This window comes from Helicobacter sp. 12S02634-8, assembly GCF_002272865.1.
GTDB lineage: Bacteria > Campylobacterota > Campylobacteria > Campylobacterales > Helicobacteraceae > Helicobacter_J.
Genome location: NZ_MLAP01000003.1, coordinates 33,810 through 60,566 on the forward strand (window position 1 = coordinate 33,810; position 26,757 = coordinate 60,566).

Annotated in this window: 26 protein-coding genes; 18 read left to right on the forward strand and 8 right to left on the reverse strand. The window is 40.5% G+C overall.

Annotation, left to right across the window (positions count from 1 at the left end):
• Positions 1-89 precede the first annotated feature (89 nt).
• The 12 genes from hisF (at position 90) to BKH46_RS02695 (ending at position 12,442) form a co-directional block, all read left to right on the forward strand.
• Positions 90-860: an imidazole glycerol phosphate synthase subunit HisF gene (gene hisF, locus BKH46_RS02640; RefSeq protein ID WP_095225291.1), complete on the forward strand. Its 771-nt coding sequence runs from the start codon at positions 90-92 to the stop codon at positions 858-860.
• Positions 861-1,403: a purine-nucleoside phosphorylase gene (locus BKH46_RS02645; protein WP_095225292.1), complete on the forward strand. Its 543-nt coding sequence runs from the start codon at positions 861-863 to the stop codon at positions 1,401-1,403.
• Between the two features lie 9 nt (positions 1,404-1,412).
• Positions 1,413-2,486, forward strand: coding sequence for a 23S rRNA (adenine(2503)-C(2))-methyltransferase RlmN (gene rlmN / locus BKH46_RS02650; RefSeq protein ID WP_095225293.1), 1,074 nt, complete (start codon positions 1,413-1,415; stop codon positions 2,484-2,486).
• A gap of 135 nt (positions 2,487-2,621) precedes the next feature.
• Entirely contained in the window at positions 2,622-3,773 is a 1,152-nt protein-coding gene (locus BKH46_RS02655; RefSeq protein WP_095225294.1) for an epoxyqueuosine reductase QueH, read from the forward strand.
• A gap of 51 nt (positions 3,774-3,824) precedes the next feature.
• Positions 3,825-4,280: a 3-hydroxyacyl-ACP dehydratase FabZ gene (gene fabZ / locus BKH46_RS02660; protein ID WP_095225295.1), complete on the forward strand. Its 456-nt coding sequence runs from the start codon at positions 3,825-3,827 to the stop codon at positions 4,278-4,280.
• A gap of 5 nt (positions 4,281-4,285) precedes the next feature.
• Positions 4,286-5,089, forward strand: a complete 804-nt coding sequence (gene lpxA / locus BKH46_RS02665) for an acyl-ACP--UDP-N-acetylglucosamine O-acyltransferase (RefSeq protein WP_095225296.1) — start codon at positions 4,286-4,288, stop codon at positions 5,087-5,089.
• Complete coding sequence (clpX, locus tag BKH46_RS02670) at positions 5,082-6,356, forward strand: ATP-dependent protease ATP-binding subunit ClpX (protein ID WP_095225297.1); 1,275 nt, start codon at positions 5,082-5,084, stop codon at positions 6,354-6,356. Before lpxA ends, clpX begins: the two co-directional genes overlap by 8 nt.
• Positions 6,356-7,396 carry a rod shape-determining protein gene (locus BKH46_RS02675; protein WP_095225298.1) on the forward strand — a complete coding sequence of 347 codons (1,041 nt, stop codon included), beginning with the start codon at positions 6,356-6,358 and terminating at the stop codon, positions 7,394-7,396. The genes clpX and BKH46_RS02675 overlap by 1 nt, the downstream gene beginning before the upstream one ends.
• A gap of 13 nt (positions 7,397-7,409) precedes the next feature.
• On the forward strand, positions 7,410-8,225 hold the full coding sequence (gene mreC / locus BKH46_RS02680; protein WP_095225299.1) for a rod shape-determining protein MreC: 816 nt from the start codon (positions 7,410-7,412) through the stop codon (positions 8,223-8,225).
• Positions 8,225-10,312, forward strand: a complete 2,088-nt coding sequence (locus BKH46_RS02685) for a hypothetical protein (RefSeq protein ID WP_095225300.1) — start codon at positions 8,225-8,227, stop codon at positions 10,310-10,312. Before mreC ends, BKH46_RS02685 begins: the two co-directional genes overlap by 1 nt.
• Entirely contained in the window at positions 10,305-11,303 is a 999-nt protein-coding gene (locus tag BKH46_RS02690; RefSeq protein WP_095225301.1) for a class I SAM-dependent methyltransferase, read from the forward strand. Before BKH46_RS02685 ends, BKH46_RS02690 begins: the two co-directional genes overlap by 8 nt.
• Positions 11,303-12,442, forward strand: coding sequence for a glycosyltransferase (locus tag BKH46_RS02695; RefSeq protein ID WP_095225302.1), 1,140 nt, complete (start codon positions 11,303-11,305; stop codon positions 12,440-12,442). Before BKH46_RS02690 ends, BKH46_RS02695 begins: the two co-directional genes overlap by 1 nt.
• A gap of 2 nt (positions 12,443-12,444) precedes the next feature.
• Here the strand turns inward: BKH46_RS02695 and BKH46_RS02700 are convergent, their stop codons facing one another.
• Positions 12,445-13,200 (reverse strand): 3'-5' exonuclease, encoded by a 756-nt coding sequence (locus tag BKH46_RS02700; RefSeq protein WP_095225303.1) that lies wholly within the window; start codon positions 13,198-13,200, stop codon positions 12,445-12,447.
• Entirely contained in the window at positions 13,197-13,835 is a 639-nt protein-coding gene (rpe, locus tag BKH46_RS02705) for a ribulose-phosphate 3-epimerase (protein WP_095225304.1), read from the reverse strand. The genes BKH46_RS02700 and rpe overlap by 4 nt, the downstream gene beginning before the upstream one ends.
• 83 nt (positions 13,836-13,918) lie before the next feature.
• Between rpe and BKH46_RS02710 the strand changes: the two genes are divergently transcribed.
• From BKH46_RS02710 to BKH46_RS02725, 4 genes are all read left to right on the forward strand, one after another.
• Positions 13,919-14,752, forward strand: coding sequence for a class 1 fructose-bisphosphatase (locus BKH46_RS02710; RefSeq protein ID WP_095225305.1), 834 nt, complete (start codon positions 13,919-13,921; stop codon positions 14,750-14,752).
• Positions 14,745-14,948, forward strand: coding sequence for a hypothetical protein (locus tag BKH46_RS02715; protein ID WP_095225306.1), 204 nt, complete (start codon positions 14,745-14,747; stop codon positions 14,946-14,948). The genes BKH46_RS02710 and BKH46_RS02715 overlap by 8 nt, the downstream gene beginning before the upstream one ends.
• Positions 14,945-16,039, forward strand: coding sequence for a DUF354 domain-containing protein (locus BKH46_RS02720; protein WP_095225307.1), 1,095 nt, complete (start codon positions 14,945-14,947; stop codon positions 16,037-16,039). The genes BKH46_RS02715 and BKH46_RS02720 overlap by 4 nt, the downstream gene beginning before the upstream one ends.
• Before the next feature lie 214 nt (positions 16,040-16,253).
• Positions 16,254-18,392 (forward strand): TonB-dependent receptor, encoded by a 2,139-nt coding sequence (locus BKH46_RS02725; protein WP_095225308.1) that lies wholly within the window; start codon positions 16,254-16,256, stop codon positions 18,390-18,392.
• 56 nt (positions 18,393-18,448) lie between these two features.
• On the opposite strand, the gene BKH46_RS02730 is transcribed toward BKH46_RS02725, so the two are convergent.
• From BKH46_RS02730 to dnaA, 5 genes are all read right to left on the reverse strand, one after another.
• Positions 18,449-18,784 (reverse strand): dihydroneopterin aldolase, encoded by a 336-nt coding sequence (locus tag BKH46_RS02730; RefSeq protein WP_095225309.1) that lies wholly within the window; start codon positions 18,782-18,784, stop codon positions 18,449-18,451.
• A gap of 1 nt (position 18,785) precedes the next feature.
• Positions 18,786-19,451, reverse strand: coding sequence for a glycerol-3-phosphate 1-O-acyltransferase PlsY (plsY, locus tag BKH46_RS02735; protein ID WP_095225310.1), 666 nt, complete (start codon positions 19,449-19,451; stop codon positions 18,786-18,788).
• A 26-nt stretch (positions 19,452-19,477) separates the two neighbouring features.
• Complete coding sequence (gene gyrB / locus BKH46_RS02740) at positions 19,478-21,802, reverse strand: DNA topoisomerase (ATP-hydrolyzing) subunit B (RefSeq protein WP_095225311.1); 2,325 nt, start codon at positions 21,800-21,802, stop codon at positions 19,478-19,480.
• Positions 21,803-21,816: 14 nt separating this feature from the next.
• Positions 21,817-22,890, reverse strand: a complete 1,074-nt coding sequence (dnaN, locus tag BKH46_RS02745; RefSeq protein ID WP_095225312.1) for a DNA polymerase III subunit beta — start codon at positions 22,888-22,890, stop codon at positions 21,817-21,819.
• A 184-nt stretch (positions 22,891-23,074) separates the two neighbouring features.
• Positions 23,075-24,397: a chromosomal replication initiator protein DnaA gene (dnaA, locus tag BKH46_RS02750; protein WP_095225313.1), complete on the reverse strand. Its 1,323-nt coding sequence runs from the start codon at positions 24,395-24,397 to the stop codon at positions 23,075-23,077.
• Between the two features lie 94 nt (positions 24,398-24,491).
• Between dnaA and ruvC the strand changes: the two genes are divergently transcribed.
• A complete protein-coding gene (gene ruvC, locus BKH46_RS02755) occupies positions 24,492-25,019 on the forward strand; it encodes a crossover junction endodeoxyribonuclease RuvC (protein WP_095225314.1) in 528 nt (175 codons plus the stop codon).
• On the opposite strand, the gene galE is transcribed toward ruvC, so the two are convergent.
• Complete coding sequence (gene galE, locus BKH46_RS02760; protein WP_095225315.1) at positions 25,016-26,038, reverse strand: UDP-glucose 4-epimerase GalE; 1,023 nt, start codon at positions 26,036-26,038, stop codon at positions 25,016-25,018. The two genes, ruvC and galE, sit on opposite strands and share 4 nt — an antisense overlap.
• A gap of 260 nt (positions 26,039-26,298) precedes the next feature.
• Between galE and BKH46_RS02765 the strand changes: the two genes are divergently transcribed.
• The gene (locus tag BKH46_RS02765) at positions 26,299-26,751 is read left to right on the forward strand and encodes an acyl-CoA thioesterase (RefSeq protein WP_095225405.1); all 453 of its coding nucleotides are present in this window, start codon (positions 26,299-26,301) and stop codon (positions 26,749-26,751) included.
• The last annotated feature ends 6 nt before the right edge of the window (positions 26,752-26,757 follow it).

The following is a 26,757-nucleotide window of genomic DNA, read 5'->3' on the forward strand; positions in this document are numbered from 1 at the left end:
ATCCATTTTTTCGCCATTTGTAAATAGTGGAGTTAAGGTAAAAAATATTATAATTAACCAAATGCACCACAACTTTAAATGGAGAAAATATGGACTGCTTTGCAAAGCGGATTATCCCCTGCTTGGATATCCATAATGGAAAGGTTGTCAAAGGGGTTAATTTCATCGGACTCAAGGACATGGGCGATCCTGCACAAATAGCCAAAAAATACAATGACACAGGGGCTGATGAATTGGTGTTGCTTGATATCAGTGCGACCTATCAAAATCGCCACACAATGATTGATGTGGTGACTTCTGTAGCTAAGGTTACTTTTATCCCTTTAACCATAGGAGGAGGGATCAAAGACTTGCAAGATATTTATCGGCTCTTAGATGCAGGGGCCGATAAAGTCAGTCTGAATAGTGCAGCTATCCAAAACCCTGAGCTGATTACAGAAGCGGCCAAACGATTTGGAACACAATGTATCGTGGTCGCTATTGATGTCAAAAAGCATTCTGCTCTGCCTGATCGATGGGAGGTCTATGTCCGAGGGGGTAGAGAAAATACTCAAAAGGATATGTGTCAATGGGTGCAAGAAGCTTATCAAAGAGGTGCAGGCGAGATCCTCTTGACAAGTATGGACGCTGATGGCACGCGCACAGGCTATGACATTAACGCCCTCAAGGCCATCAGAACACTCACCAATATTCCCTTGATTGCTAGTGGAGGTGCGGGGAAAAAAGAGCATATTTTAGAAGTATTTCAAAAAGATATTGCTGATGGTGCGCTCGCTGCGAGTATCTTCCATCTTGACACGATTAAAATTGATACACTCAAGCGCTACCTCCATACAAACAAAATCCCCATAAGGCTCTAAATGTTTATCTGTGCTGGAAAATCTGAAAGTTTTAGCTTCGCGCAACCTATTGGTATCGGTCTTATCGATACGGCTATCAACCTCAGCAATCTTTGCGGTCGTGAAGTTGTTGATTTATTGGTCTTTGTCGGCACAGCAGGGGCATATAATCCCCATATCTCGCCCCTAGAAATCTTTATCAGCACGCAAGCAACACAAATCGAAGCTAGCTATACTGATTCTCAAAGTTACACGCCCATTGACAACCATATCGATAGCCAAGCAATTGTTCCATATGAAACATTCAGTGCTGTCATCAATTCAAGCAACTATATCCACACCGATCCTAACTTCGCAAAAAAAATGTGCCACGCAAATATCTTGCTAGAAAATATGGAATTTTTCTCTGTGCTAAAAGTCGCCCAAGTATTCCAAATCCCCTGTTATGGGATTTTTTGTATCACCAATCACTGCAACAAGCAAGCACATCAAGATTTCCTATCCCGCCACGCACAAGCAAAGGAAAAGCTTGAAGACTTTATCCGCAAAAACTATCCCCTATAAACGAGAAAGATGATGAAAAAAAATATTTATGACTACGCACTCAAAGAACTCCAAAACACTATCTCGCCCGCATTTCGTGCCAAACAAATCTATCAATGGCTCTATATCCACTATGCCGATACATTTTCAGAAATGCTCAATCTCCCCAAAGACCTCCGAGAAGAGCTCGACAATACCTATACAATCAAAAATTTAGAAATAATGCGCGTCCAAACAAGCAAAGATGGGAGCAAAAAATATCTATTCCGAACAAAAGATGGCTTGAGTTTTGAGAGTGTTTTGATCAAAATGCGGGATAAAAAATATGCCCCCGATGGGCAGGTCATTGAAAGTGAAAAATGGACTTTTTGCCTTTCTAGTCAGATAGGGTGCAAGGTCGGCTGTGCTTTTTGCTACACAGCAAAGGGAGGGTTTGAGCGCAATCTCAGTAGAGGTGAAATCGTCGAGCAAGTCGTGCAGCTCAAAAGAGATAATGCCATTGCCCCTGAAAAACGAGTCAATATCGTGTATATGGGAATGGGCGAGCCACTCAATAATATGGAAAATGTCGTAAATGCTATCAGAATCTTGAGTGAGCTTGATGGATTATCCATCTCTCCTAGGAGGCAGACGATCTCTACAAGCGGGATTGCGCCTAAAATTATCGAGCTAGGCAAACTCAAGCTCGGTGTCCAGCTTGCCATTTCATTGCACGCTGTAGATAATACACTCCGAAGCAAACTGATCCCAATGAATAAGGCTTATAACATAGAAAGTGTGATCCAAGCAGTCAAAAGCTTCCCTGTAGATGAACGCAAGAGGGTGATGTTTGAATACTTAGTCATCAAAAATATCAATGACGATCTCCAAAGTGCGAAAAAACTACTCAAATTACTCGATGGTATCAAAGCAAAAGTGAATCTCATCTTGTTTAATCCCCACGAAGGCTCAGAATTCCAGCGCCCTGACCCCCATCAAGTCAAGGCATTTGCTGACTTTTTGATAGCAAGAGGACTTTTATGCACCATCAGAGAGTCCAAAGGCATTGATATTGATGCTGCTTGCGGGCAGCTCAGAGAAAAAGAATTAGAAAAAATATCTTGATGTTTCATATGAAACATTGATAAAGGAGTCAAAATGGATTTACTGGATTTGTCTTTACTGATATTTTTGATATTAGTATTTGTAATCGGCATAGGCTACTATGTCTGGGTTGTTCTTAAAAGCAAGGAGTGATTGATGTTGGTGCATATTTGTTGCTCTGTCGATAGCCATTATTTTTTGAGTGAATTGCAAAAGGTCTATCCTGAAGAAACATTTACAGGCTATTTCTATAACCCTAATATACACCCCAAAAGCGAGCACGATCTGCGGCTCAATGATGTAAAAAGAAGCTGCGAAATGCTAGGAGTCAAGCTGATTGTAGGGGATTATGATACGCACCATTGGCTAGAGGGCGTCAAGGGGCTTGAGCTAGAACCAGAAAAGGGCGATCGATGCACGCAATGTTTTGATATCCGTTTGGCTAGGAGCGCTGCAGTCGCTAAAGAAATCAATGAAACAAAATTCACCACCACGCTGCTCTCTAGTCCGATGAAAGAGCAAGAAAAGCTCTATATGCAAGGGGATACAATCGCTAAAAATCACGGCCTAGAGTTTATCAAAATCAATGTGCGCGCAAATGGCGGGACGCAAAAACAAAATGAACTTGCCAAGGCCGATAATCTCTATAGACAAAATTATTGTGGTTGTAAATTCGCACTCCAACAGCAAAGAAGCAAGCAAAACCGATTCTCTCTTGAGATGATGAGCCATATCGGTGCACAGATCCTCCCAGGCAGTATCGAAGAAAGACAAAAAACTTTTGCCCATAGAGATACCCTTGAGAGAGAGGGCAGAGAATATGTTTTGCTCCAAAGAAAATACATAGTATGGAGGTTACTCAATGCCAAAATACAAAGTCTGAGCAAGGTAATCCCTAGCTATATCATCGCTAAATCCCAAAATAAAAAAGACGCAAGGACGGGGCCTATCCTCTGGATCAAGCCCAATCTGTTTGAAAACTTGCCTCGATTCTATGCGATGGAAGACAAAAAAGAAAAATATCAGAACAAGCAATACTTAATCGGGGTTTCAAAAAAAGACGATACTATTTTTGTGCATTTGCACCTTTTGAATTTATTACTCGATACGCATTATCCATCTATCAAAGAGCTAGCATACCACCCACCCAAATATGAAGATGAGCTATTTTTCAGAAATATTTTATGTGGTCAAGAGAGTATCAATCCCATTGTGGTTGTCGATGAGATTTTTTCTGGCAATATTTGTGTGCAGATTCAAGGGATTTTTCAAGAGGAGGCAGTTTTTAGGGTGGTAGAAAATTTGTAATTAAAAGATATTTTGCTAAAATCACAGACCAGTAACACGCAAAGGCAAAAAATGATGGATATAAACAAAATCAAAAAGATACTACCTCATAGATACCCGATGCTTTTAGTCGATAAAATTATTGATATAGAACCTAATATCAGCATTAGGGCATATAAAAATATCACGATCAATGAAGAAGTATTTTTGGGGCATTTCCCTAAGCAGCCTATCTATCCGGGTGTGATGATTGTAGAGGGTATGGCGCAAGCTGGCGGGATTCTTGCCTTTGTAAGCACTTGGGGTGATGATGTAGCAATGGCTGAGGATAAAATCGTTTATTTCATGACGATTGATAAAGTAAAATTCCGCATACCTGTTGTTCCTGGCGATCGATTAGAATACCAACTCAAAGTCCTCAAGCACAAAGGAGCTGTTTGGCAGCTAGAGGGCAAGGCATTTGTTGATGGGAAAATGGTCGCTGAAGCAGAGCTCAAAGCAATGGTAGCTGATAGAGAAAAGGACTAAAACAAATGTTAGGACAACAATTAATAGCCGACACAGCAATTATCAAAAAAGGTGCTAAGATTGGTGCAGATGTTGAAATTGGTGATTTTTGTGTGATAGGGGAAAATGTCGAAATCAAAGCCGGCAGTAAGCTCTATAATAATGTGACTATTTTAGGCGATACGCAGATTGGTCATAACAACACAATATTCCCTTATGCAGTGCTAGGCACAATGCCTCAAGATCTCAAATATAGTGGTGAAAAAGTAGAGCTTATCATTGGGGATAATAATCTCATACGCGAACATTGTATGATAAACCCTGGCACAAAAGGAGGTATCGGGAAGACCTTGATTGGAGATCACAATCTCTTGATGGCTTATGTGCATGTAGCACACGATTGTATCATTGGCAACCACTGCATTTTAGCAAACAACGCGACATTAGGCGGGCATGTTGTTATGGGTGATCATATCAATATCGGGGGCATGACCCCTATCCATCAATTTGTCAAAATCGGAGATGGCGCGATGATAGCTGGGGGCTCGGCCTTGACACAAGATATACCGCCATTTTGTATGGCAGAGGGCAATAGGGCTCTCATACGCGGACTCAACAAACACCGTATGCGCAAGCTCCTCTCCCATCAAGATATTGATTTTATCAGTCAGCTTTATAAAAGATTATTTTCTGGCACAGCCCCTATCAGAGAGATTGCACGCGATGAGATTCAAAAAGATCCTAACAATCCATACACACTCAAAATTTGTAATTTTATCTTGCAATCAGAACGAGGGATCCCAATCAAAAAAGGTAGCTTAGATGACTAAAACAAGACGTTGCAGTTTTTGCGGTAAATTTGAATCCAAAGAGTGCCAGATATTTTCTGGCAAAGCAGGCACAGAAGCACATATCTGTATATTTTGTGTCAAAAGCCTTTATGAATGGATTATTGGCAACCAAGACAACCAAAAAGAGTTGATAGACCCCTCACACGCCCAAGAATCTCCACTCAAAAAAATCCCCACGCCCAAAGAACTCAAAAAAGCCCTTGATGCATATGTCATCGGGCAAGAAAATGCCAAAAAAGTATTTTCTGTAGCTGTCTATAACCACTACAAGCGCATACTCAACAAACTCCCTGACAATGATGATGGGGTAGAAATATCTAAGTCCAATATCTTGCTGATTGGTCCTACAGGGAGTGGCAAGACACTCATGGCACAGACTTTAGCGAGGTTTTTAAATATCCCGATTGCTATCTGCGATGCGACAAGCCTTACAGAAGCTGGGTATGTCGGCGAAGATGTGGAAAATATCTTGACTCGCTTGCTCCAAGCAGCTGATGGTGATGTCCAAAAAGCCCAAAATGGAATTGTATTCATTGATGAAATCGATAAAATCTCGCGTCTTTCTGAAAATCGCTCCATCACGCGCGATGTGTCTGGAGAGGGCGTGCAGCAAGCCTTGCTAAAAATCATTGAGGGCAGTGTCGTTAATATCCCTCCCAAAGGCGGGAGAAAGCACCCCAATCAAGACTTTATCCAGATAGATACTAGCAATATTCTCTTTATCTGCGGGGGGGCATTTGATGGCTTGAATACAATCATCAAAAAACGTTCGAGTCAAAATATTATGGGCTTTGGCAGTGAGAAAAAGACACAGATAGAACAAGATGATGTCTTACATCTTGTTGAGCCCGATGACCTTGTTAATTACGGACTGATCCCTGAGCTCATCGGACGACTCCATGTCATCACCACCCTAGAAGCTATCACCAAAGAAGCAATGATCGCTATTTTAACCAAGCCCAAAAATGCACTCATCAAGCAGTATCAAAGACTCTTTAAACTCGATGGGGCAGAGCTTGTTTTCCAAAAAGACGCTATCGAAAAAATAGCCGAACTTGCTATCGGCAGAAAGACAGGGGCAAGAGGTCTGCGGGCAATTGTCGAAGAATTCAGCACAGATATTATGTTTGATTTGCCTGAATTAAAAGGTTATGAGGTTATAATAACAGAAGATTGTGTCACAAAGATGAGTAAACCACTTTTGATCAAAAAGAAAAAACTTTCTCAAGGCGATAAAGGAGCATAATGATATTAGATAAAGTAATAGGGCTATTTTCTCACGATATAGCCATCGATTTAGGGACAGCCAACACGATTGTGCTGCTCAAAGGACAGGGTATCATCATCAATGAACCCTCAATCGTAGCTGTCAAGACAAACAAATACAATCGAGATGGTGCGATTCTAGCTGTAGGGCATGAAGCAAAAGAAATGATTGGAAAAACCCCCGGAGGTATCCAAGCGATCCGACCGATGAAAGATGGCGTGATTGCAGATTTTGATATCACCGAAAAAATGATCCGTTATTTCATCGAAAAAGCCCATAAACGCAAATCTTTGATTCGACCACGGATTATGGTTTGTGTCCCTTATGGACTTACAGGTGTCGAACGGAAAGCTGTCAAAGAATCAGCAATGAGCGCAGGGGCTAGAGAGGTATTTCTCATCGAAGAACCCATGGCCGCAGCTATCGGAGCAGGCCTACCCATCAGAGAGCCCCAAGGCAGCTTGATTGTGGATATTGGTGGGGGGACTACTGAGATTGGTGTGATTTCTTTAGGTGGGCTTGTCATATCCAAATCGATTCGTGTAGCTGGAGATAAACTCGATGTAGCTATCGTAGATTATATCCGCAAAAAATACAATCTCCTCATTGGCGAGCGCACTGGAGAAGAGATCAAAATCCAAATCGGATCGGCCTCACCCCTAGAAACTCCACTTTCTATGCAGGTCAAAGGCAGGGATCAAGTCAGTGGCTTACTCAATACCATAGAGCTCACGAGCGAAGATATCCGCGATGCTATCAAAGACCAACTCAAAGAAATCAGCAATGCACTCAAGAGTGTTTTAGAATCTGTGCCCCCAGACCTAGCAGGGGATATTGTCGAAAATGGTATCGTCTTAACAGGTGGTGGCGCACTCATCAGAGGACTTGATAAATACCTCTCTGATATTGTCAAGCTCCCAGTATATGTAGGCAATGAACCACTCCTTGCTGTCGCTAAAGGCACAGGAAAGGCCATCGAAGAATTGGATTTATTGCACCATATAGGCGCTCAAGACTGATTTTAGGGCACAGATGAGATATAGGCCGCTTTCTTTTATCGTTGTTATAGTGGCTTTGATATTTATTACCTTTGACTCCAACCAGACGCTGCGATCTGATGTGCTTGATTTGAGCGATAAGATCAAAATCTGGTTTTTCAATGCGCAAGAAAATATCAAGCTTTCTTATCAAAAATACCTCCGACAAGCCAACACAATCCAAGAATACGCAGAAAAACTCAAAGACTATTCCAAGCTAGAGTTAGAGCTCCAGACCTTGCAAACGCGCTTCAATGAACTCTCAAACTTCATCAGTCAAAAATCCCCCTATCAAAATCCAAACTTCATCGCAACTAGGGCGTATTCTTATGTGGGGATTGGGGATTATAATCGCATTTGGCTCGACTTAGATATCACAGGCTACCCCACAAACAAAATTTTTGGTATCGTGCAAAATGGCAACGCATTGGGTATTGCTATCATCACAGAGAAACGATTGATGGGCTTACTCAATGGTGATGAAAATAGTAGCTATGCTGTCTATGTAGGGGAGCAAAAAATCCCTGCTATTATCCGTTATGACAATGCTGATCCCAAAAAGATTTTAGCTGATTTTATCCCCTCTTGGCTCAAGATCAATGCAGGCGATGAAGTCATCACAAGTGGGCTTGATGGGATATTTACCCCTGGTATCCCTGTAGGCAAAGTCATCTCAGTAGCCCAAAACTACGGCTATATCACTGCTGAAGTCGCCCCCTATGCGCAAAAAAACCATCTGGATTATGTATGGCTTATCGATACTAAAATCATACAAACACATTTTGATTCCTCCAACAAAGACTTGAAATAATGCCCCCAAATCCCGCTCCCCACTCAATCGAAGAGATCAACAAGCTCCTTGATGTAGCCACGCAAAAAGCCCATATTGACGCAGCCCTCAATGCGCTTTTGAATCTATCAGATTTCCCCCATCAGCTCAAAGACCCCGCATACAAAAAAACTTGCCAACAACTCTTGGAACTCTTTCAAGATAAAATCTATCATCTTGTCTTGAAAAAAGGGGATATTTTAGAACGCGCTTATCTTTGTTTGTTTGCCCTCACAAACACAGATACCCAAATAGACCCACGATTCAATCCCTTTATTGAGCTCTCAGACAAACATCTCTTTACGCCCACTATCAGTGATGAAGAAAATATAATGCTCTTAGAGCTTGGGGCTATCGCTAGAATCTTATCGGGTCAAAGAACTGCAGGGCTGCAGGGCTATATCAAAAATATCTGTCTGATTGATATGCGCACCCCTAGCGCCCATAAGGCAGCAGATTTTATTATCAAGGCTTTTACTCTGCTAGAAATCCCTTTTCAGACTTGTATCAACGCACTCAAAGAGGTCTTAGCACCTGAATATTTTTTCAGCCTAAACCCCACACAACAACGTTCGATATTCAATTGGCAACTCCAAGTGTTTTGGAATATCAAGCATTTTTTCAATCATCGCGATTGGATAGGGCTCTATCCTTTCTGGGAGAAAATATTTTATACGCTCTTAGAAAATCCCAATGCCCAAAAAATCGATGCAGCACTTTATGTGCAGTTTTTTATCTATCACATGTGTGGCAATAGCTTCACTTCTCAAAATAATTGGCGAGAGTTCAATCAAAAAATCACACAAAAAGCCTCGAGCGTTTATGAAAAATTTACTCAAGATTTTGGCCTCACACAAGCTATCCATACACCAAAGCCCAAAAAAATCATTGGTTTTTTGCGGGATCGATTTGTAGAAAATTCGCCTTATAAAGTCGAATATAGCTTTTTAAAAACTTTGGTGCAAAATGAATACTTCCAAAAGCACTATGAAATCCGCATATATTTGATGGGCTTTTTGGAAAAAAGTAATGACGATCCCTTGATCAAAAGCTCCTATGAAGCCCTAGGTATCCCTATTGTTGATGTGATTGCACCCATCAATCAAGAAGGCTATTACAACTCCCATCTATCCAAGGCCTTGAGTATCAGAGAATCGATAATCAAAGATGGTGTAGATATTCTCATCAGCCCCAATAATGGCTATGGAATCAGTGATTTTATCCTCGCAAGCAGAAGTGCACCCAAACAGGTGTTTTGGAGTCATGGGAACTTTGTCTATGACAGCCCCTATCTCGACTTAAAAATCACGCATATCTGCAGTCAATCAGGCCCTCTTGATTGTGAGGGTTATCCATTTATGGGCGTGAGTGTGGGTATGGAACCTAGATTTTATAACCCACCGATCCCAGCAGAAATCATCAAAAACGAACGGGCCAAATACCCAAAAGGGACAATATTAGGGCTCATTGGCAGACTGACTAAAATCGACTCTCTCCCATATCTGCAATGCATTATCCAAATCATGCAAGACTTCCCTGATAGCATATTTTTAGCTTGTGGTGTGGGCAATGTCTATGAAATCCAGCAAAAAATCAGTGCAATCAACCCAGCAATCACGGAGCGCTTTTTCTTCCCTGGATATGTTGATAGCTCACTTTATGGGCATATCATTGATTTTTGGCCCGATAGTTTCCCGATGGAACAAGGCGAAAGCAAAGTAGAATTTAACGCCAAAGGCGGGCTAATCCTCACCTTGTCTAAAGAAGGTAAAGAAGCGCGTTTGCATAGGCTTGAAAAGTGGTTTGCAGCGCAGAAGCAAGCCCTAGAAGTAGCACAACAGCAAGAAAATATCAGTGCAGAGTTTTTGAGAGAAATTTGGATTGAAGACACTTCTTGCATTGCCTTTGACCCAAAAGACTACCACCAAAAAGCCATCGCACTCCTCAATCTCACCCCCAAAGCCAAGCAAAGGCTGATAGAACAAAGATCCTTGATAAGAAAAATCTATGACAACATACGCAAGCAATCCAGTATCAATTCCTTTCTAAAAGCTATCCAAAATGCATGAAATAGGGATATTGGGCTTTGGCAAAGTCGGAGAAAATTTCTATCATTTACTCCAAGACCTTTCCTTGCCTACTCCTTTTGTTTGTGATACATCTCCCTCAAAAGCTTTCATCACTACAGATCTTAGCACCCTCAAAGCTTGTGCGCTCATAGTTGTCTGCACAGCAAAGGCAAGCTTGCAAGCCCATTTATGCCATGAGCTCAAAACTCTATGCGTCAATGAAGAAAAAATACGGCTTTATACAGATTGTTTCTATGCGCGTTATTGGCTACAAGACTCCATCAAATATGGGTTTGATTCTATCGATATGCCTTGTTTTATCTCTATGCTCCTTGAAGATTCTCCAAACTTACAAGCCCTGCAAAAAAAGCTACGCACACTCCTAGAGCACACTCCAAAGTCTGATAAAAACCAGCAATTCTATGATGATGTATATCGCACAAGCCCTGCTTATAGCGAGCCTTATGACAAAAGTGTGTATTATCGAGGTTGGGAATATGCTTATGAAATCTTAGAAAACTATAGGCAAGATAACCAAGAGGTCTGTGTGCTTGATGTTGGCTGCGGGGCAGGGGATTTTGCTAGAATGCTTTATGAACGCAATATCCTTGAATACACAGGCATTGATTTTAGCCCCCAAGCTATCAAAATCGCTCGAGCAAAAACGCCCCATTGGTCTAAAAGATTGATCCAAGAAAATATCCTCACCACGCATAGAATCTCCCAGCCTTATACGCATATTTGCCTCTTTGAAGTCCTCGAACACATCAGTGCAGACCTAGAGCTTTTGAGCAAAATCCCCCCTCGCACCCATATCCTTGCCTCGGTGCCTAATTTCTACTCCCAAGGGCATATCCGAATCTTTCAAGACACACAAGCCATCATCAAACGCTATGGATTTCTGCTTGATTTTGAAGATTTTTTTGAGCTTGTTTTGCCAAAAGATGGGGCTAAGATATTTTATTTCCACGCACGCAAAAAGCAGGCTTGATGTTAAAAATCCTCATACTCTGCGCGGCCAACCCAGCGACCAACCCCCGACCCCAAAGGCTCATCACCCTCCTCAAAGACACCCACAAACTCACAGCCCTAGGGATCAATGCTTCAGCAATTAGGGGCGTAGAGGTTTTTAGCTACCCAGCCTTTCATAAAAGAAATATTTTTGAAGAAATCCGACTTTATAAAAATGTATTCTCTCAAAATTGGCAACAACTCATCTACACGCCCAATCGCCTCCAAATCGCCCAAATCCTCACCCAACATAGCTTTGATCTCATCATCTGCTGCGATCTTGTCCTCCTCCCTATCGCACTTGCGTATAAAAAAGGGGCTAAAATACTCTTTGATGCAAGAGAATTCTACCCCGCACAAAACAAGAGCAACCTGCGTTGGCGGCTTCTTTTTGCGCGATTCAATGATTATCTTTGCAAGACCTACCTCCCCCTAGCTGATCGCATAATCACCGTTTCAAAAGGGCTCCAAACAATGTATCAAACACAATATGGCATTTCTTGTGAGTTGTTTTATTCTCTACCAAAATACCACAACATCACTCCAAGCCACCCCAAAGCAGACAAAATCAAAATCATTTATCACGGCGGGGCCAACCCTAGTCGCAAGATAGAACACTGCATTGAGCTTGCTGCATATCTGCAAGATCGCTTCGAGCTGGATTTGATGTTAGTCCATACCGATAAGAATTATCAGAGATTTTTAGAAAAATCCATCGCTCAAATGCGCTCTCAAGGCAAAAAAATCAATCTCCTCCCACCTGTGCCTTTTGAAGAGATTATTCCTTTTACAGCTGCTTATGATTTAGGGCTTTATATGATCCCACCAAGCAATGCCAATCTCAAGCACGCCCTACCCAATAAATTTTTTGAATATATCCAAGCAAGGCTAGGGCTCATCATCGCTCCCAATCCTGAAATGATACCTTTTGTGCAGAGCTATCAAAATGGATATATTGCCAAAGACTTTGACCCCAAAACCATAGCAAAAGCCATCAATGCACTCAGCTATGAAGAAATTATCAGCTACAAACAGCGCTCTCACATAGCAGCCAAAACCCTCAATATGCAGACCAACAAAAACAATATCAATGCCCTCATCAAGGCTTTATTCCCATAGACTCAGTGTATATTTTTGCACTTGCCTTTAGAAAAATCAATCAAATCTTGCGTGCTCTTGACTGCTTTAGGCAAGGTATATAAGCAAATCTCAAATACCCTCAATGCACTCAAAGCGTCCGCATAAGCCCGATGGGAAACAGACGTATTGATCCCTAAAAATGTGTTTAAAAATCCTAAAGAATACCGAGGCGAAAGGATTGTTTTGCGTGCAAGATCAATCGTGCATAGCTTGGGGTTTAAAAGTGGATACAAACCAATCGATTCCATATGATGGCTGATAAAACTATAGTCAAATTTTACATTATGTGCCACAAAAACACTATCCCCCAAAAACACCCTAAAATCCCTCAAAACATCACGCACATTAGGGGCGTGGCAAATATCTTTAGCACAAATTCCTGTGAGTTCAGTGATTTTCTCAGGGATTTCTTTAGCATACACAAAACTCTCAAACTTCCCAATCATCTCTCCATTGCGATACTTTAAAGCCCCAATCTCAATGATAGAGCCACTTTGTGGCTTCGATCCTGTCGTTTCAATATCCACAAAACAAAAGGTCTGTTCTTGCCATTTAATCTTTGTCGTTTCTAAAAAAATATGCTCTTTGTCTTCTAGCAACGGAAAACCGCAAGATTTTAATACCTCAATCTCGCTCTCAAAATCGATACATTGCCCCACCAACCCCAAATGCTTCAAAAACTCTGCCTTGCTCAAAGAGCTGCTTTTGAGCCTATCATAAAGCCTAAAATAATTCATCGCAAAGAAGCAATCGCATTTTTATAATCACTGCTGCCAAAAATATAACTCCCTGCCACAACCATATCCACGCCAGCCTCTTGGAGTGCAGCAATATTTTTATCACTCACACCTCCATCAACTTCAATCAAACAATTTGGGTTTTTAGTCAAAATGAGCTCTTTGAGATGACGGATTTTTTCTAGCACATTGGGGATAAACTTCTGCCCGCCAAAGCCCGGATTTACGCTCATGAGCAAAACCATATCAATATCAGTCAAGATATATTTGAGAAGGCTTTCATCTGTATGGGGATTCAAAACGACACTCGGACGGATACCGTGGTTACGGATTTGAGAAATCAAGCGATGGAGATGTTTCTCCCCTTCAATATGTATGCTGATAAATTCGGGCTTACAAGGGGCAAATAAATCAACAAAAAAAGAAGCTCCCTCAACCATCAGATGGATATCCAAAGGCTTGCTAGCTACCTTAGCCACCCTCTCTACAACGACAGGACCCATCGTTAAATTAGGCACAAAATGCCCGTCCATCACATCAATATGCACATAATCACAACCCCCCTCACAAATCAAACGCACTTCAGAGCCTAGATTCAAAAAATCTGCTGATAAAATACTTGGAGCAACGAGCATAAAAACCTTCTTGAAAATGAAATGTTAAAGAATATCATAAAACCGAATAAGATATAATTTAAACAAAAAATTTTGGAGCTAAAATGAGCGAAAGTTTTATCCCCACATTACAAAAATGTGCCCTCCAAATCCAAGAGCTCCTCAAAGCCACCCCCACCCACTATCTTGACTCCACCAACGCAAGCGGGGATCAGCAGCTAGGGGTCGATGTTAAGGCTGATTGTTTGATTGAAAAAGAGCTTTTAGACTTGGAGTTTGTCTGTGGTATTTGCAGTGAAGAAAAATCTGAAGCTATTTTGAGAGATCAGGGCACATTTTTAGTCGCTTATGACCCTCTTGATGGCTCTTCGATTATTGATGCAAACTTAAGCGTGGGCTCGATTTTTGGCTTTTATGCAGGGGCATTTGCAGCAGATAAACTCATTGGAGCTGCTTATATCATCTATGGTCCTCGATTAGAGATTGTCTTTGCTAGCACCACGCTCATTCGCTATACCTACCATCGAGGCAAATGGGAGCAAGCCCCCTTATCTATGCTACAAAAAAAGGGCAAAATCAACGCACCTGGTGGCACACAAAAGCATTGGAGCCCATCGCATAAAAAATTGATCGATTCTCTTTTTGATGAGGGGTATCGCTTGCGATATTCGGGTGGGATGGTGCCAGATTTACATCACATACTCATCAAAGGTGGAGGGTTATTCAGCTATCCACAAACCTCTGATTCCCCTAAAGGCAAACTACGCAAGCTCTTTGAGGTGTTTCCTTTTGCCTTTATCTATGAAAAAGCTGGAGGAGCAGCTATCGATGGCAAAAGGCGGCTTTTGGAGTTAGAAATACAAAGCTTGCACGAAAGCACACCTTGCTTTTTTGGCTCTGTGTCTGAAATACAAAAGGTAAAGGAAAGTTATGAGTGAAGCCCAAAACCCTCAAAATATATGGGAAGAAAATCTCAATTTAGAACTCAAAGCCCTCAAAATGTGCCAAGAAAAAAATCAAATCGATAGCTGCTTTGTGTGTGCAAAGATTTTGGAGTGCTCTAGCAGAAAAAACTATGTCAAAGCTGTCTATGAGAGTATGAATAAAGGGCAGGGCGGGGATTTTGAATTTTGATTTGGCTAGATATTATCGACCCCAAATATGTTTTATTTTTTAAAAATCTTATCCCGCAGCTAAAATGTTTAGATACCGTGCTCATCACCACCAGAGAGAGTGGGGATTATAGCGAATGCAAGAAGCTTTTGGAGCTTTTTGGGATTGAGCATATTTGTATCGGTGGCTATGGAGGGGAGGGGCTGCTAGGGAAGTTTGAGAAGCGATTGGAGCGCCAAGAGGGGTTTTTGAAACTCTTTGCAAAAACAGGTATTCCAAAGCTTTTTATCACAGGGGCAAGTGCTGATGGAGCACAAACTGCTTTTGCTTTAGGCATACCTGTCGTGCATTTCTCTGACACACCCATTAAAGCCGACCATTTCACGCCCCATCACTTCACGCAACTTGCACGATTGACCTTGCCTTTGAGCTCGTTGGTCTTTTATCCCTTTGTCTTGCCAGAAATTTGCTTCACCACACTAGGAATTGAGCGTGAAAATCTCATCTGTTATCACTTCATCGATGTAGCCCTCTGGCTCAAAGACCTCTATCCAAGCAAGGATTTCAGAGAGATTTATCATATCCCCAAAGACAAGCCTGTGATTTTGGTGCGTGAAGAAGAATACAAAGCCCATTATGTGAGTCAAAAGCTCCCTATAATCTATGAAAGCATTGCCTTATTAAGCAGAGAGCTTGAGGCTAGTTTAGTGGTCATGCCCCGCTATGGATCTGAAAAACTCAAAAATGACTTTGGAAGGTTAAGCAATGTTTTTATCATCGAAGACAAGCTTGAACCTAGCACATTTTATCCTTTTATAGATGTTTTAATCGGAGGAGGGGGGACGATGAATTTAGAGGCTTGTTATCTAGGTATCCCGACTATTTCGACACGTTCTTTATTTTTATTCCACGATAGATTTCTCTTGACCCATCATTTGATGTGCCATTGCAAAGATACCCAAGAAGTCTATAACGCAGTCAAAAATGCCCTAGATATGTCAGCTAAAGATTTGGATAAAACCCGTGCTAAAGCCTATGCTAAAAGCCTCTTTGAGCCAGAGGAAGCCTGCTTTGATCAGATCATACAAGAGATACAAAAGCGATACTACTAATTGGTGGAGAGATCTTTGCTATCTGTGCTGCTTTTTGCTGTTTGTGCGTTGTTAAAGAGGAGGGCAGTTTCTTTGAGTAATTGTCAATATTTATTGATAATTATTAATATTTATGGATAAAAATTGATAATTTAAGGTAGAATTTAGATATTTTTATTTAAAATGATTAAAATAATAGTAATAATTATTATCAAATAAAAAAGGATTAAATTCAATGTTTAAAAGCAAATTACAAAAGGCTTTTTGGCTCACTTCCTTAACTAGTGCTTTTCTCTATGCGCAAGATACGCAAGACTATACGCTCGATAAGGTCACAGCCACAGGAGAAAGGGAATTTCAATACAATAACAAAGACTACATCGGAGAAAAAGACCTCACACAAAGACAGGCCAATCAAATGTCTGATGTATTTGCGACACAGCCTGATGTGAGTGTCGGGGGTGGAGGGGTGATGGCTCAAAAAATCTATGTCAGAGGGATTGAAGACAGATTGCTGCGCGTAACGATTGATGGAGCTGCTCAAAATGGCAATGCGTTCCACCATCAAGGCAATACAATCATCGATCCAGGTATGCTCAAAGAAGTTGTGATCACCAAAGGGGCTGCCAATGCTTCAGCAGGACCTGGAGCGCTAGCAGGGGCTATCAGTATGACAACCAAAGACGCTTCTGACTTGCTAGCCAAGGGGCAGAATTTTGGGGCATATGTGGCAAGTTCTTTTTACACTAACTTTGGGGTCAGAGAAAACGCAAGCGTGTATGGGCGAGGGAAACATTTTGATATGTTGGCTTATTATACCTATCAGAATATATTTTATTATCGTGAGGGGGATAAGACCTTTAAAAATCTATTCCACCCTAAGCCAGAAGATAAAGTCATTGGCTCACCATCAGAGCAAAACAATGTCTTACTCAAAGCCAATGCTTATATCGATGAAAAAAATAAAATCAGTTTCACTTATAACCTCACCCACGATGATGCGACCAGACCTTTTCGGGCTAATGTCACCAATGCCATAGGAGAGGGGGATAATGGTGAAAAATTTAATTTCGCCCAAGAGCTTTTCCATCATATCGATAGCAACAATAACCTTGTCTTGGCTTATGAACACCAAGGGGGTGAGAACTTTGGCAGTCCTAAGGTCAAGCTCGATGCTTATGGAAGTATCAGAAATATACATTTAACCCCCAAGCAAGCTTTCAGCGCTGACCAAAAAAAGACCGACCAAGAAGGCACCACCACCCGTAATATATTCCTCAATAACTCAGGAGTAGACCTCAAGCTCTCCCACCCCATCACTCCAAACTACAGCAACACGCTCGATTATGGATTCAACTACCAAAATATGACCGTGATGGATAAAATCAAAGAAAATCCTGGTGCAGGCAGAGGGCAAGAAAATAGCAATATCATCGGGGCTTATGTGCAGGCAAATTATTCATTTCTAAAATCTCTAACCATCGGGGCAGGGACTCGGTATGATGTCTATACCTATCTGGATAAAAGCTCACAAAATCATACCACTCAAGGCTTCTCACCAAGCATAGCTATTCTTTATAATCCCCTTGATGCACTAGATTTCAAGTTATCTTATGCGTATGTGACTCGTGGGGCTTTGCCCGGAGATGCATTATTGATTGATTCAGATGTGATGATTGACAAACATCTCAAATCCGAAAAAGGCCAAAATGTCGAATTTGATATCGATTACACTCAAGAGTATTTTAGCTTGAGGGGGGCTGTGTTTTATCAAGTGATCGGTGATTTTATCAACAGCTATGGGCACGGCAGCAGCACAGATAGCGATGGGACAACAAGAACAGGGGATATGCGATTGAATCTCAAAGACAAAATCAATATCTATGGCTATGAGCTGGGGGCGAGTTTTAATTATGAAAACTTTGTAGCGACCTTGGGCTTTGCTAGGAGTTATCCCACAGCTAAAGGATATTTGATCGCAGATACTTATGAATTGGGCGCGACAACGGGGTTTAATTACACTTTAAGACTCCAATATACCTTTCCTAGCATTGGATTAGATATTTCTTGGCTTTCTCGCTTTGTGCAAGATTTGGATTACACAGGCTATGATATTTATAACGAAAACTATAGCCATATCCATAAGCCCGGCTATGGCGTGCATAATATTTATCTCAACTGGACACCAACACATCTCAAAGGGCTGACTTTCTCTGTCGTCCTCAATAATATTTTCAATAAATCTTATGTCGATCAGACCTCACCGATCAAGGTTGAAGCTGATGGTGAAGCAAGCGAGGAAGTCAATCAAGTCAGAAAGGCACTCGCACAGCCAGGGTTTGATGGGAGATTTGAGATTTCATATCGCTTTTAAACAAGGTACACATCAAATCATCTAAAAGGGGAGGGGTATCAAATCTTTTGGTTAAGCTAAAAGGTTTTATCAATTCTCACGCCAATACTGCAATCATCAGAAATCTGAGGCTTTTTGATTGTCATACAAATAGAAATAATGGTATCAAACTTTTGCTTGAGCGTTTGTGTGATATCTTCTAGCGCTTCTTCTAAAAGCCCATATTGTTTTGTCTGCAAAAGACTTTTAATCTTTTCCTTCACACTGATATAATCGATAAAATTTTTCCCCTCATAGCAGTAAGTGATCGCCCCTTGCACAATCAGTCTTTGGGATCGCACTCTCTCAAAGTCCAAAATCCCAATCACAGCCTCTAGCTCCAAATCCTCAATGATGAGCGTAAAAGTATCCAAATCAAAGCACCTTTTTTTCTTCGCCTTTGATCAAACGAATAATATTAGGGATATGGGTATAAAGCACAATGATTCCAATGATCACAACAGGGGTATGTGTCCCAATCTGTGAAACAATTGAGATACTATGTGGGAGGGGCAAAACATAAGGGATCACAAAAGTCAGCCCCACACCGCTCAAAACTCCCAAAAGAGAAGAGAGAGAAGAAACTTTCAAAACCTTGCCTACCACACCCCAGACCACAAGCCCTAAAATCCCCTCAATAGGCATCAATAATATCACAGAGCCAATCGCTGTTGCAACGCCTTTACCCCCTGTGAAATTCAAATAAGGACTATAGCAATGCCCCAAAATAGACAAAATAGCAATCATCCATTGCGTTTCATAGCTCAAGCCAAAAATTTTTGCCAAAGCAACGATAATCAAGCCTTTTGTAGCGTCTAAAATGATGGTAAAAATAGAGAGTAATTTAGCCTTTTTGACATCAATATCTTTGAGTGCTCGATAGACATTAGTCGCCCCGATACTCCCTGAGCCAGATTTACGGATATCTATATGGCAAAAAATCCTAGCTAAAAACAACCCTGAGGGGATTCCCCCGACTAAATAAGCCAAAATATAAAAAATAATATTGATATTTGTGATAAGCTCTAAAAAAAGATTCATTGGACAAAACTTCCTTTTATGATCAATCAGACATCAAGATGTCTGACATCTTTTGCGTGGAGTTGGATATATTCTCTTCTAGGTTCGACTTCATCGCCCATAAAAAGAGTAAAAATCTCATCGGCCTTTTGTTCATCGGGCAAAGTCACTTTTAAAAGTGTGCGATTTTGTGGGGTCATAGTCGTTTCCCATAGTTGTTCAGGATTCATCTCACCCAATCCTTTGTATCTCTGGATATAAGCACCTTTTTTGGCTGATTCTTCGATTTCTTCTAAAAATACAATGAGATCTTTACCTTGCAAAAACTCTAAATTCCTCTCGCGAATTTTATTATATATAAAATAAGCTTCTTCAAAGAAATTATCCACAAAAAGATTTTCATCAATCTGGAGCTCTACGAGACCTGTTTTTGTCTGGACATAGAGTTTGATAGAATCATCACGGATTGTTTTACTCAAAATATTGCATGCAATCGTGCTCAAAAATTCCTCTATCTTTACATACATTTCTTGGAAACTCAAAGACACATATTCTCTGTGTTCGATGAGAAAACGGATCACTTCAATCATCGTATAACGTTTTTCTAGCTCTTTGAGTGTGAATCGATAATGAGAGATGTATTTTAAAATCTCTAAAAGCTCTTGAGTGCCAATGCCCTCAAAGTTAAAATTTTCAATCCCATTTTCAATCAAATAATCACAAAGGGCTTTTTCATCTTTGAGATAGATTTCTTTTTTGCCCTTTTTGAAGCGATAAAGTGGAGGCTGGGCGATATAAATATGACCATTTTGAACAAGGGGCTTCAAATAGCGATAAAAAAATGTCATCAGAAGTGTTTGGATATGGCTGCCATCGACATCTGCATCTGTCATGATGATGATTTTATGATAACGGAGTCGCTCAAGGTTGAATTCCTCCCCCACACCACAGCCAAATGCTGTGATCATATTTTTGATTTCTTCTGATTTGAGGATTTTATCAAGGCGGGATTTTTCGACATTTAAGATTTTACCTCTCAAGGGCAAAATAGCTTGATAGACCCTATCTCTGCCTTGTTTGGCAGACCCCCCTGCACTATCTCCTTCTACGAGATAAATTTCAGATTCACTCGGATCTTTGCTCTGGCAGTCTGCAAGCTTACCGGGCAGAGTCCCTACAGAAAGGCTTTCTTTTTTGCGTGTGAGTTCTCGGGCTTTTTTGGCCGCTTCTCGCCCTCTGGCTGCAAGCAAGGCTTTTTGCATGATTGCTTTAGCTTCGGTGGGATTTTCTTCAAAGAATTTGGCGAGTTTTTCATATGTGAGTTTTTGCACGATGGGCTTTACAAACGAACTCCCTAGTTTTCCCTTTGTTTGACCCTCAAATTGAGGTTCCATAATCTTCACAGAAACAATAGCCACTAACCCCTCTCGGATATCATCTCCTGTGACTTTGCTGTCTTTTTCCCTTGCATTGGCATTGGCATCGATATAATTGATAATCGCACGGCTAAGTCCTGCACGAAAACCTGCTTCATGCGTCCCGCCATCAGGGGTGCGTATGTTATTGACAAAGCTCAATACCTTTTCATCATAGCCCTCATTATAAGCAAGGGCGATTTCAACTTCTGTGTCTTGTTCATCAGCATTGAAAGTAATGATCTGAGAAATTAAAGGCCTTTTATTGATGTCTTCTATAAATTGGTGCAAGCCATTTTCAAAGTGATATTTTTCTTCTTTTTGTGTCTTTTCGTCTTTAAAAAAGATAGTCACATTTTGATTCAAATACGCCATTTCTTTGAAACGTTTGCTCAAAATCTCTGGGTCAAATTCCAAAATCTCCATAATCTCGCCATCAGGAAAAAATTCTATGATTGTCCCGTGCTCTTTGGTTGTCCCGATGATTTCTAGGTCTGTTTGGGGTATGCCTTTAGCAAATTCTTGTCGGTAGATATTGCCATTTTTTTTGATAGTCATAACTAGGTGCTTGGAGAGAGCATTAACAACACTCACGCCCACGCCGTGCAGACCACCTGAAACTTTATAAGTGTCTTTGTCAAATTTCCCTCCTGCGTGCAACACCGTTAAAACAACCGTTGCAGCAGGAAGATTTTCTGTAGGATGCATATCTACAGGAATCCCTCGGCCATTATCTTCAATGATAGCGCTCCCCTCTTGGGTTAGAGTGATTTTGATTGTATTACAATGCCCTGCCATCGCTTCATCGATTGAATTATCGACCACTTCATAAATCATATGGTGTAAGCCATTAATGTGCGTATCCCCGATATACATACCCGGACGTTTTCTGACAGCTTCAAGCCCTTTGAGGACTTTTATATTGCTCGCTCCATATTCCTTTTTGTTTTCTTCCATAGTGGCTCCGTGTATCAAAATATGACAGGCATAATAATGCTTGAGAAATTCCCATCTTTAAGAGAAAAAGGCATATTGACTTCATTGATACATAGGCTAAATTCTGTAGAATCAATATGTGTGAGAAAATCAAGGATATGTTTGGAATTAGCCCCTAAAGTGATTTCTGTATCGATATGTGTATCGACTTCCATTTGCGTGCTCGCTGATTCGGATTTTTCATTGCTGATGGATTCAAAGATGATTTCATTGGGCTTGATGATGAGCTTGATGTTATTAGCCAAAGAACTGATGAGTTTGAGGGAATCTATGATTTTATCTTTGGGTAGTTTGATTTCATTTTTAAAATTATCTTTGATGATTTTTTCATAATCAGGATAAATGCCATTGATGAGTTTTGTGAAAAATCTGTATTGAGGGGTTTTGAGTATCAATTGGGTCTTATCATAATAAATTTCTGTTTCATCAAAAAATATCTTTAAAATCTCTACGATAGATCTTTTAGGCAGGATAAAGGATAGGTTTTCGATTGTTTGTGTGTTGAATTTCACAATAGAGAGTCTTTTTGTGTCAGTGGCTACAAAGTTCATGCCATAGTTTTTGATTTCTAAGAGTGCGCCTTTGAGTTCTGTCTTTTGGCCAGGGCCTGTGTCAATAGCGGGGCTGACTTTTTTGATCGAGCTAAAAAACTTAGACGCTTCGATATTAATTTTTATATTGTCATTAGTTTCTGGAAATGTTGGGAATTGGGAAGCATCAAACATAGGGAGTTTGAATTTTGATTTGCCTTGCTTGATATGGAAAAATTCGTTGTCTGTTTCTAAGAGAACTTCTCCATCTTTGAGCCGACTGATGATATCGAGGATTTTTTTTCCATTGACAGTAGCATTGCCATCGGATTCTTTTTTGGGAATATTGATTTTTGTTTCTAATCCCATCTCATAATCTGTAGCTTTCATTGTGAGGTGATTGTCTATCACTTCAAAGTAAAGGTGTGAGGTGATCTGAGAAGAATCTCTTTTGTCTAAGAAATTTTGCAAATATCGCAGATGCATTTCTAAAGTGCTTTTCCCTATGATGATTTTCATTGTATCTCCTTATTAGAATAAAATTTTAGTGGGCGTAGTAGGATTGAGTGAAATGGTGAAAAATGCTATAAAACAACCTCAACAATGGGAGTTGTAATGTGAAAATTTTGCGATTTCTTTTCACATTTTTTCACATTTTGCCTACTTTTAATATCTCAATATTATATCCAAGAAATCCACTTTTTTAGCTTTCTTTGCTGGTGCGTTCATTTTGCATTTTGCTTTTGATTTCTTCGACCATTGTTTTCATATGGATATTTTCATCGATTTCTGTTTTGATGACTTTCATTGCCTTGCTCACAGAGCTATGGTCTTTGAGATTTAAGAATCGCGCTAAATCAGGCATTGAATTGGGCGTGAGCGTCCTTGCTAGATAGATGACGATTCTGCGAGCGTTTGCTATGGTTTTGTTTCTGGATTTTGATTTGATTTCGCTGGGCTTGATGTTGAGCTCTTTGGAAACGATTTTGATGATATTTTCTAGTGTGATGTTTTCTAAATTTTCTGCTTGGATATCTTTGATAGCGTTTTTTGCCATAATGAGCGTGATATTTTGACCGATGATAGAGGCTTGAGCGTTGAGTTTGAGGATAATGCCCTCTAGCTGGCGGATATTGTCATTGATATTTGCAGCGAGATAATCAATCACTTCTTTGTCGATTTCGATTTGATTGAGCCGACATTTTTGATTGATGATTGTGATTTTTGTTTCTAAGCCCGGGGGTTGGATATCTGCGATAATCCCCCATTCAAACCTTGATTTGAGCCTTTCTTCTAATCCTAGGATTTGCTTAGGGGGTTTATCGCTTGTCATAACAATTTGCTTTTTTTTGTTGTGGAGTTCATTGAAGGTATGGAAAAACTCTTCTTGCACGCCCTCTTTCCCCCCAAAAAACTGCACATCATCAATGAGGAGATAATCACAATTGCGGTATTTATCACGGAAGCGATCCATGGTGTTGTTTTGAATACGAGTGATGAAGTCATTTAAGAATTGCTCAGCTGTGATATAGATCACATTTTTATTTTTCTCTGAAACGCTATTTCCAATGGCATTGAGGATATGGGTTTTGCCATTGCCTGTGCCTGCATAAATCAAGACAGGATTATACACTTCAGCCTGCCTTTGGGAGATTTTTTTAGCGATTTCAAAGCAAAATTGATTGCTCCCCCCTATGACAAAGGATTCAAAGGTATAAGAGGGGTTGAGTATGGCTCGATTATGCACCTTAGAAGCAGAGCTTTTTAAACTTTTCACATCTTTTTTTTGCGATTCCACAATAATGCTTATTTCTGGCTTAATTTTTTTATAGATTTCAAAGAGATGAGCGATTTTCTCACTATACTTTGATTTGATCCAATTCGCTAGATAAATGTTGGGCACAATAAAGACTGCTAAGTCCGATTTAGAGGCGTTTTCATCGTATTTCATTTTGGAAATATAGGTGGTGTATTCATAGTCAGTAATCTCATCTTTAAGCTGTTTTAATATACTATTTTCTAACATTTTTTCTCCGAATATGAGATTTTCACAATGTGAAAAGTTTAGTGAATAATAGTGAAAAAAATGTGTAAAACAAATAAAATAGAAGTGAAATCAGATGAATATTTTAGGTATCGATCCAGGGAGTAGGAATTGTGGTTATGCGATCATTGATTGTCAAATCAATCAAATCACTTTGCTTGAAGCAGGTTTTATCAAAATCAAAGAACGTATCTTGCAACACCAGATTTTGGAGTTTGTTGAGGGGATTGATTTGGTATTAAAATCCCAATCTATCCATCAAGTCGCCATCGAAGATATATTTTATGCCTATAATCCTCAAACTGTCATCAAGCTTGCGCAATTCAGGGGGGCTTTGAGCTTGAAGATCCTCCAAGACATCGGCAGCTTTGCAGAATACACGCCATTGCAAGTAAAAAAAGCCCTCACAGGCAACGGCAAAGCAGGCAAGCAGCAAGTGGCCTTTATGGTCAAAAGGCTTTTAGGGATAAAGGGCGATATCAAGCCTCTTGATATCACTGATGCCATCGCTATTGCCATCACGCACGCCCAACGCATTAAAAATTCCCAACATACACAATCCCAACGCCTCACGCACGAGCAAAATTCAAACTCCAAGTCTTAAAGAAAATATTTTTCCCAATCATAAGCACTTTTAACAATCGTTTTGAGATCATTATAGCGAGGGCGCCATTTTGTCTGGGTCATGATTTTTTGATTATTGGCTATCAATATCGCAGGATCGCCCTTTCTTCGAGGGAGGATTTGTGTGTCAAAATCGACTTTTGAAACTTCTTTGATTGCTGCGATGACTTCTTTGACACTATAGCCTTGAGCATAGCCGACATTGAAAACTTCAGATTTTTGATGGTCTATGAGATATTTCCAAACCTGTAAATGCGCATTTGCCAAGTCATTGATATGGATATAATCACGGATACAAGTGCCATCTGGAGTGGGGTAGTCTGCTCCAAAAATATGCATGGCCTCTCTCTTGCCTACAGCGCACTCGCAAGCGACTTTGATGAGATGGGTTGCGTTTTTACTCCTTTGTCCCAAGCCGCTGCGATCTTTGGTGCTATTACCCATATTTGCCCCTGCTACATTGAAATATCGTAAAGCAGCATAGCAAAAATCATAAGCCCTAGCACAATCGCTTAAGATTTGCTCACTCATCATCTTAGAAGTCCCATAGGGGTTGATAGGGGCTAGTGGGGTGCTTTCTGTTACGGGGATAAGGTCTGCTTGAGGTTCTCCATAGACAGCAGCTGTTGATGAGAAAATAAAATTTTTGACCCGATGGGCAAGACACATTGCTATCAAGGCGGTTGTGTTGTATGTGTTGTTGGTGTAATATGAAAGTGGATCACTCACAGATTCGCTCACGATTAAAGAAGCACTAAAATGCAGCACACCCATAAACTGATAACGCATAAAAACTTCTTCTAAGGCTTGTTTATCGGATAGATCAAGTTGTATGAGCTCTATGCGGTGGGGGAATCTCTCTTTGAGGTATGTGAAATTTTCTAAAAATCCTGTGCTGAGATTATCAACAATAATGAGGGAATAATCGGTATGTTCTAAAAACTCTAATGCCGTATGTGAGCCGATATACCCACTCCCTCCTGTCAGTAAAAGATACATAAAAATCCCTAAAATTAAGATAGCACGATTATAACCAACTCCAGCTTGAAAACAAGCCTTTGACCTAGTTTGACCCAGTATGCAGCCCTTAAGCTTTTTTGGGCTTTGCTCCAAGCTTTGTGCTTGATTTGTTTAATATTTTTAGTAACAATATATGGATATTGCTTCTATTTTGAGGCTTGTTGGGGTGTGAATATCGCCCAAAGTTTGTGTCTTTAGATATGATTGACAAAAAATATTTTACTATTAAAGGGATTGCGATGGAAGATGTATTTGATACTAAGTCGCTTACGATGTCAGTTCTTGTGACACCAAGTATGTCTAATTTTAGTGGCGTGATGCACGGGGGGGAGCTTTTGAAGATGTTGGATCAGGTTGCTTATGCTTGTGCGACAAGGTATTGTGGTGTGGGCGTGGTGACTTTGAGTGTGGATAATGTTATTTTCAAGCACCCTATCCCTATTGGCTCTTTGATTACTTTTTTAGCGAGTGTGAATTATACAGGCAGGACAAGCTGTGAAGTGGGGATAAAAGTCATCAGTGAAAATATCAAAGACAAATATGTCACCCACTGCAATAGCTGCTATTTTACGATGGTAGCACTCCAAGATGGCAAGACAATCCCTATCCCACAGCTAGAGCCCAAGACCCCTGCAGAAAAACGACGTTATCAAAAAGCCCTTGAACGTAGAAAAAATAGACTCCAAAAATAACGCAAA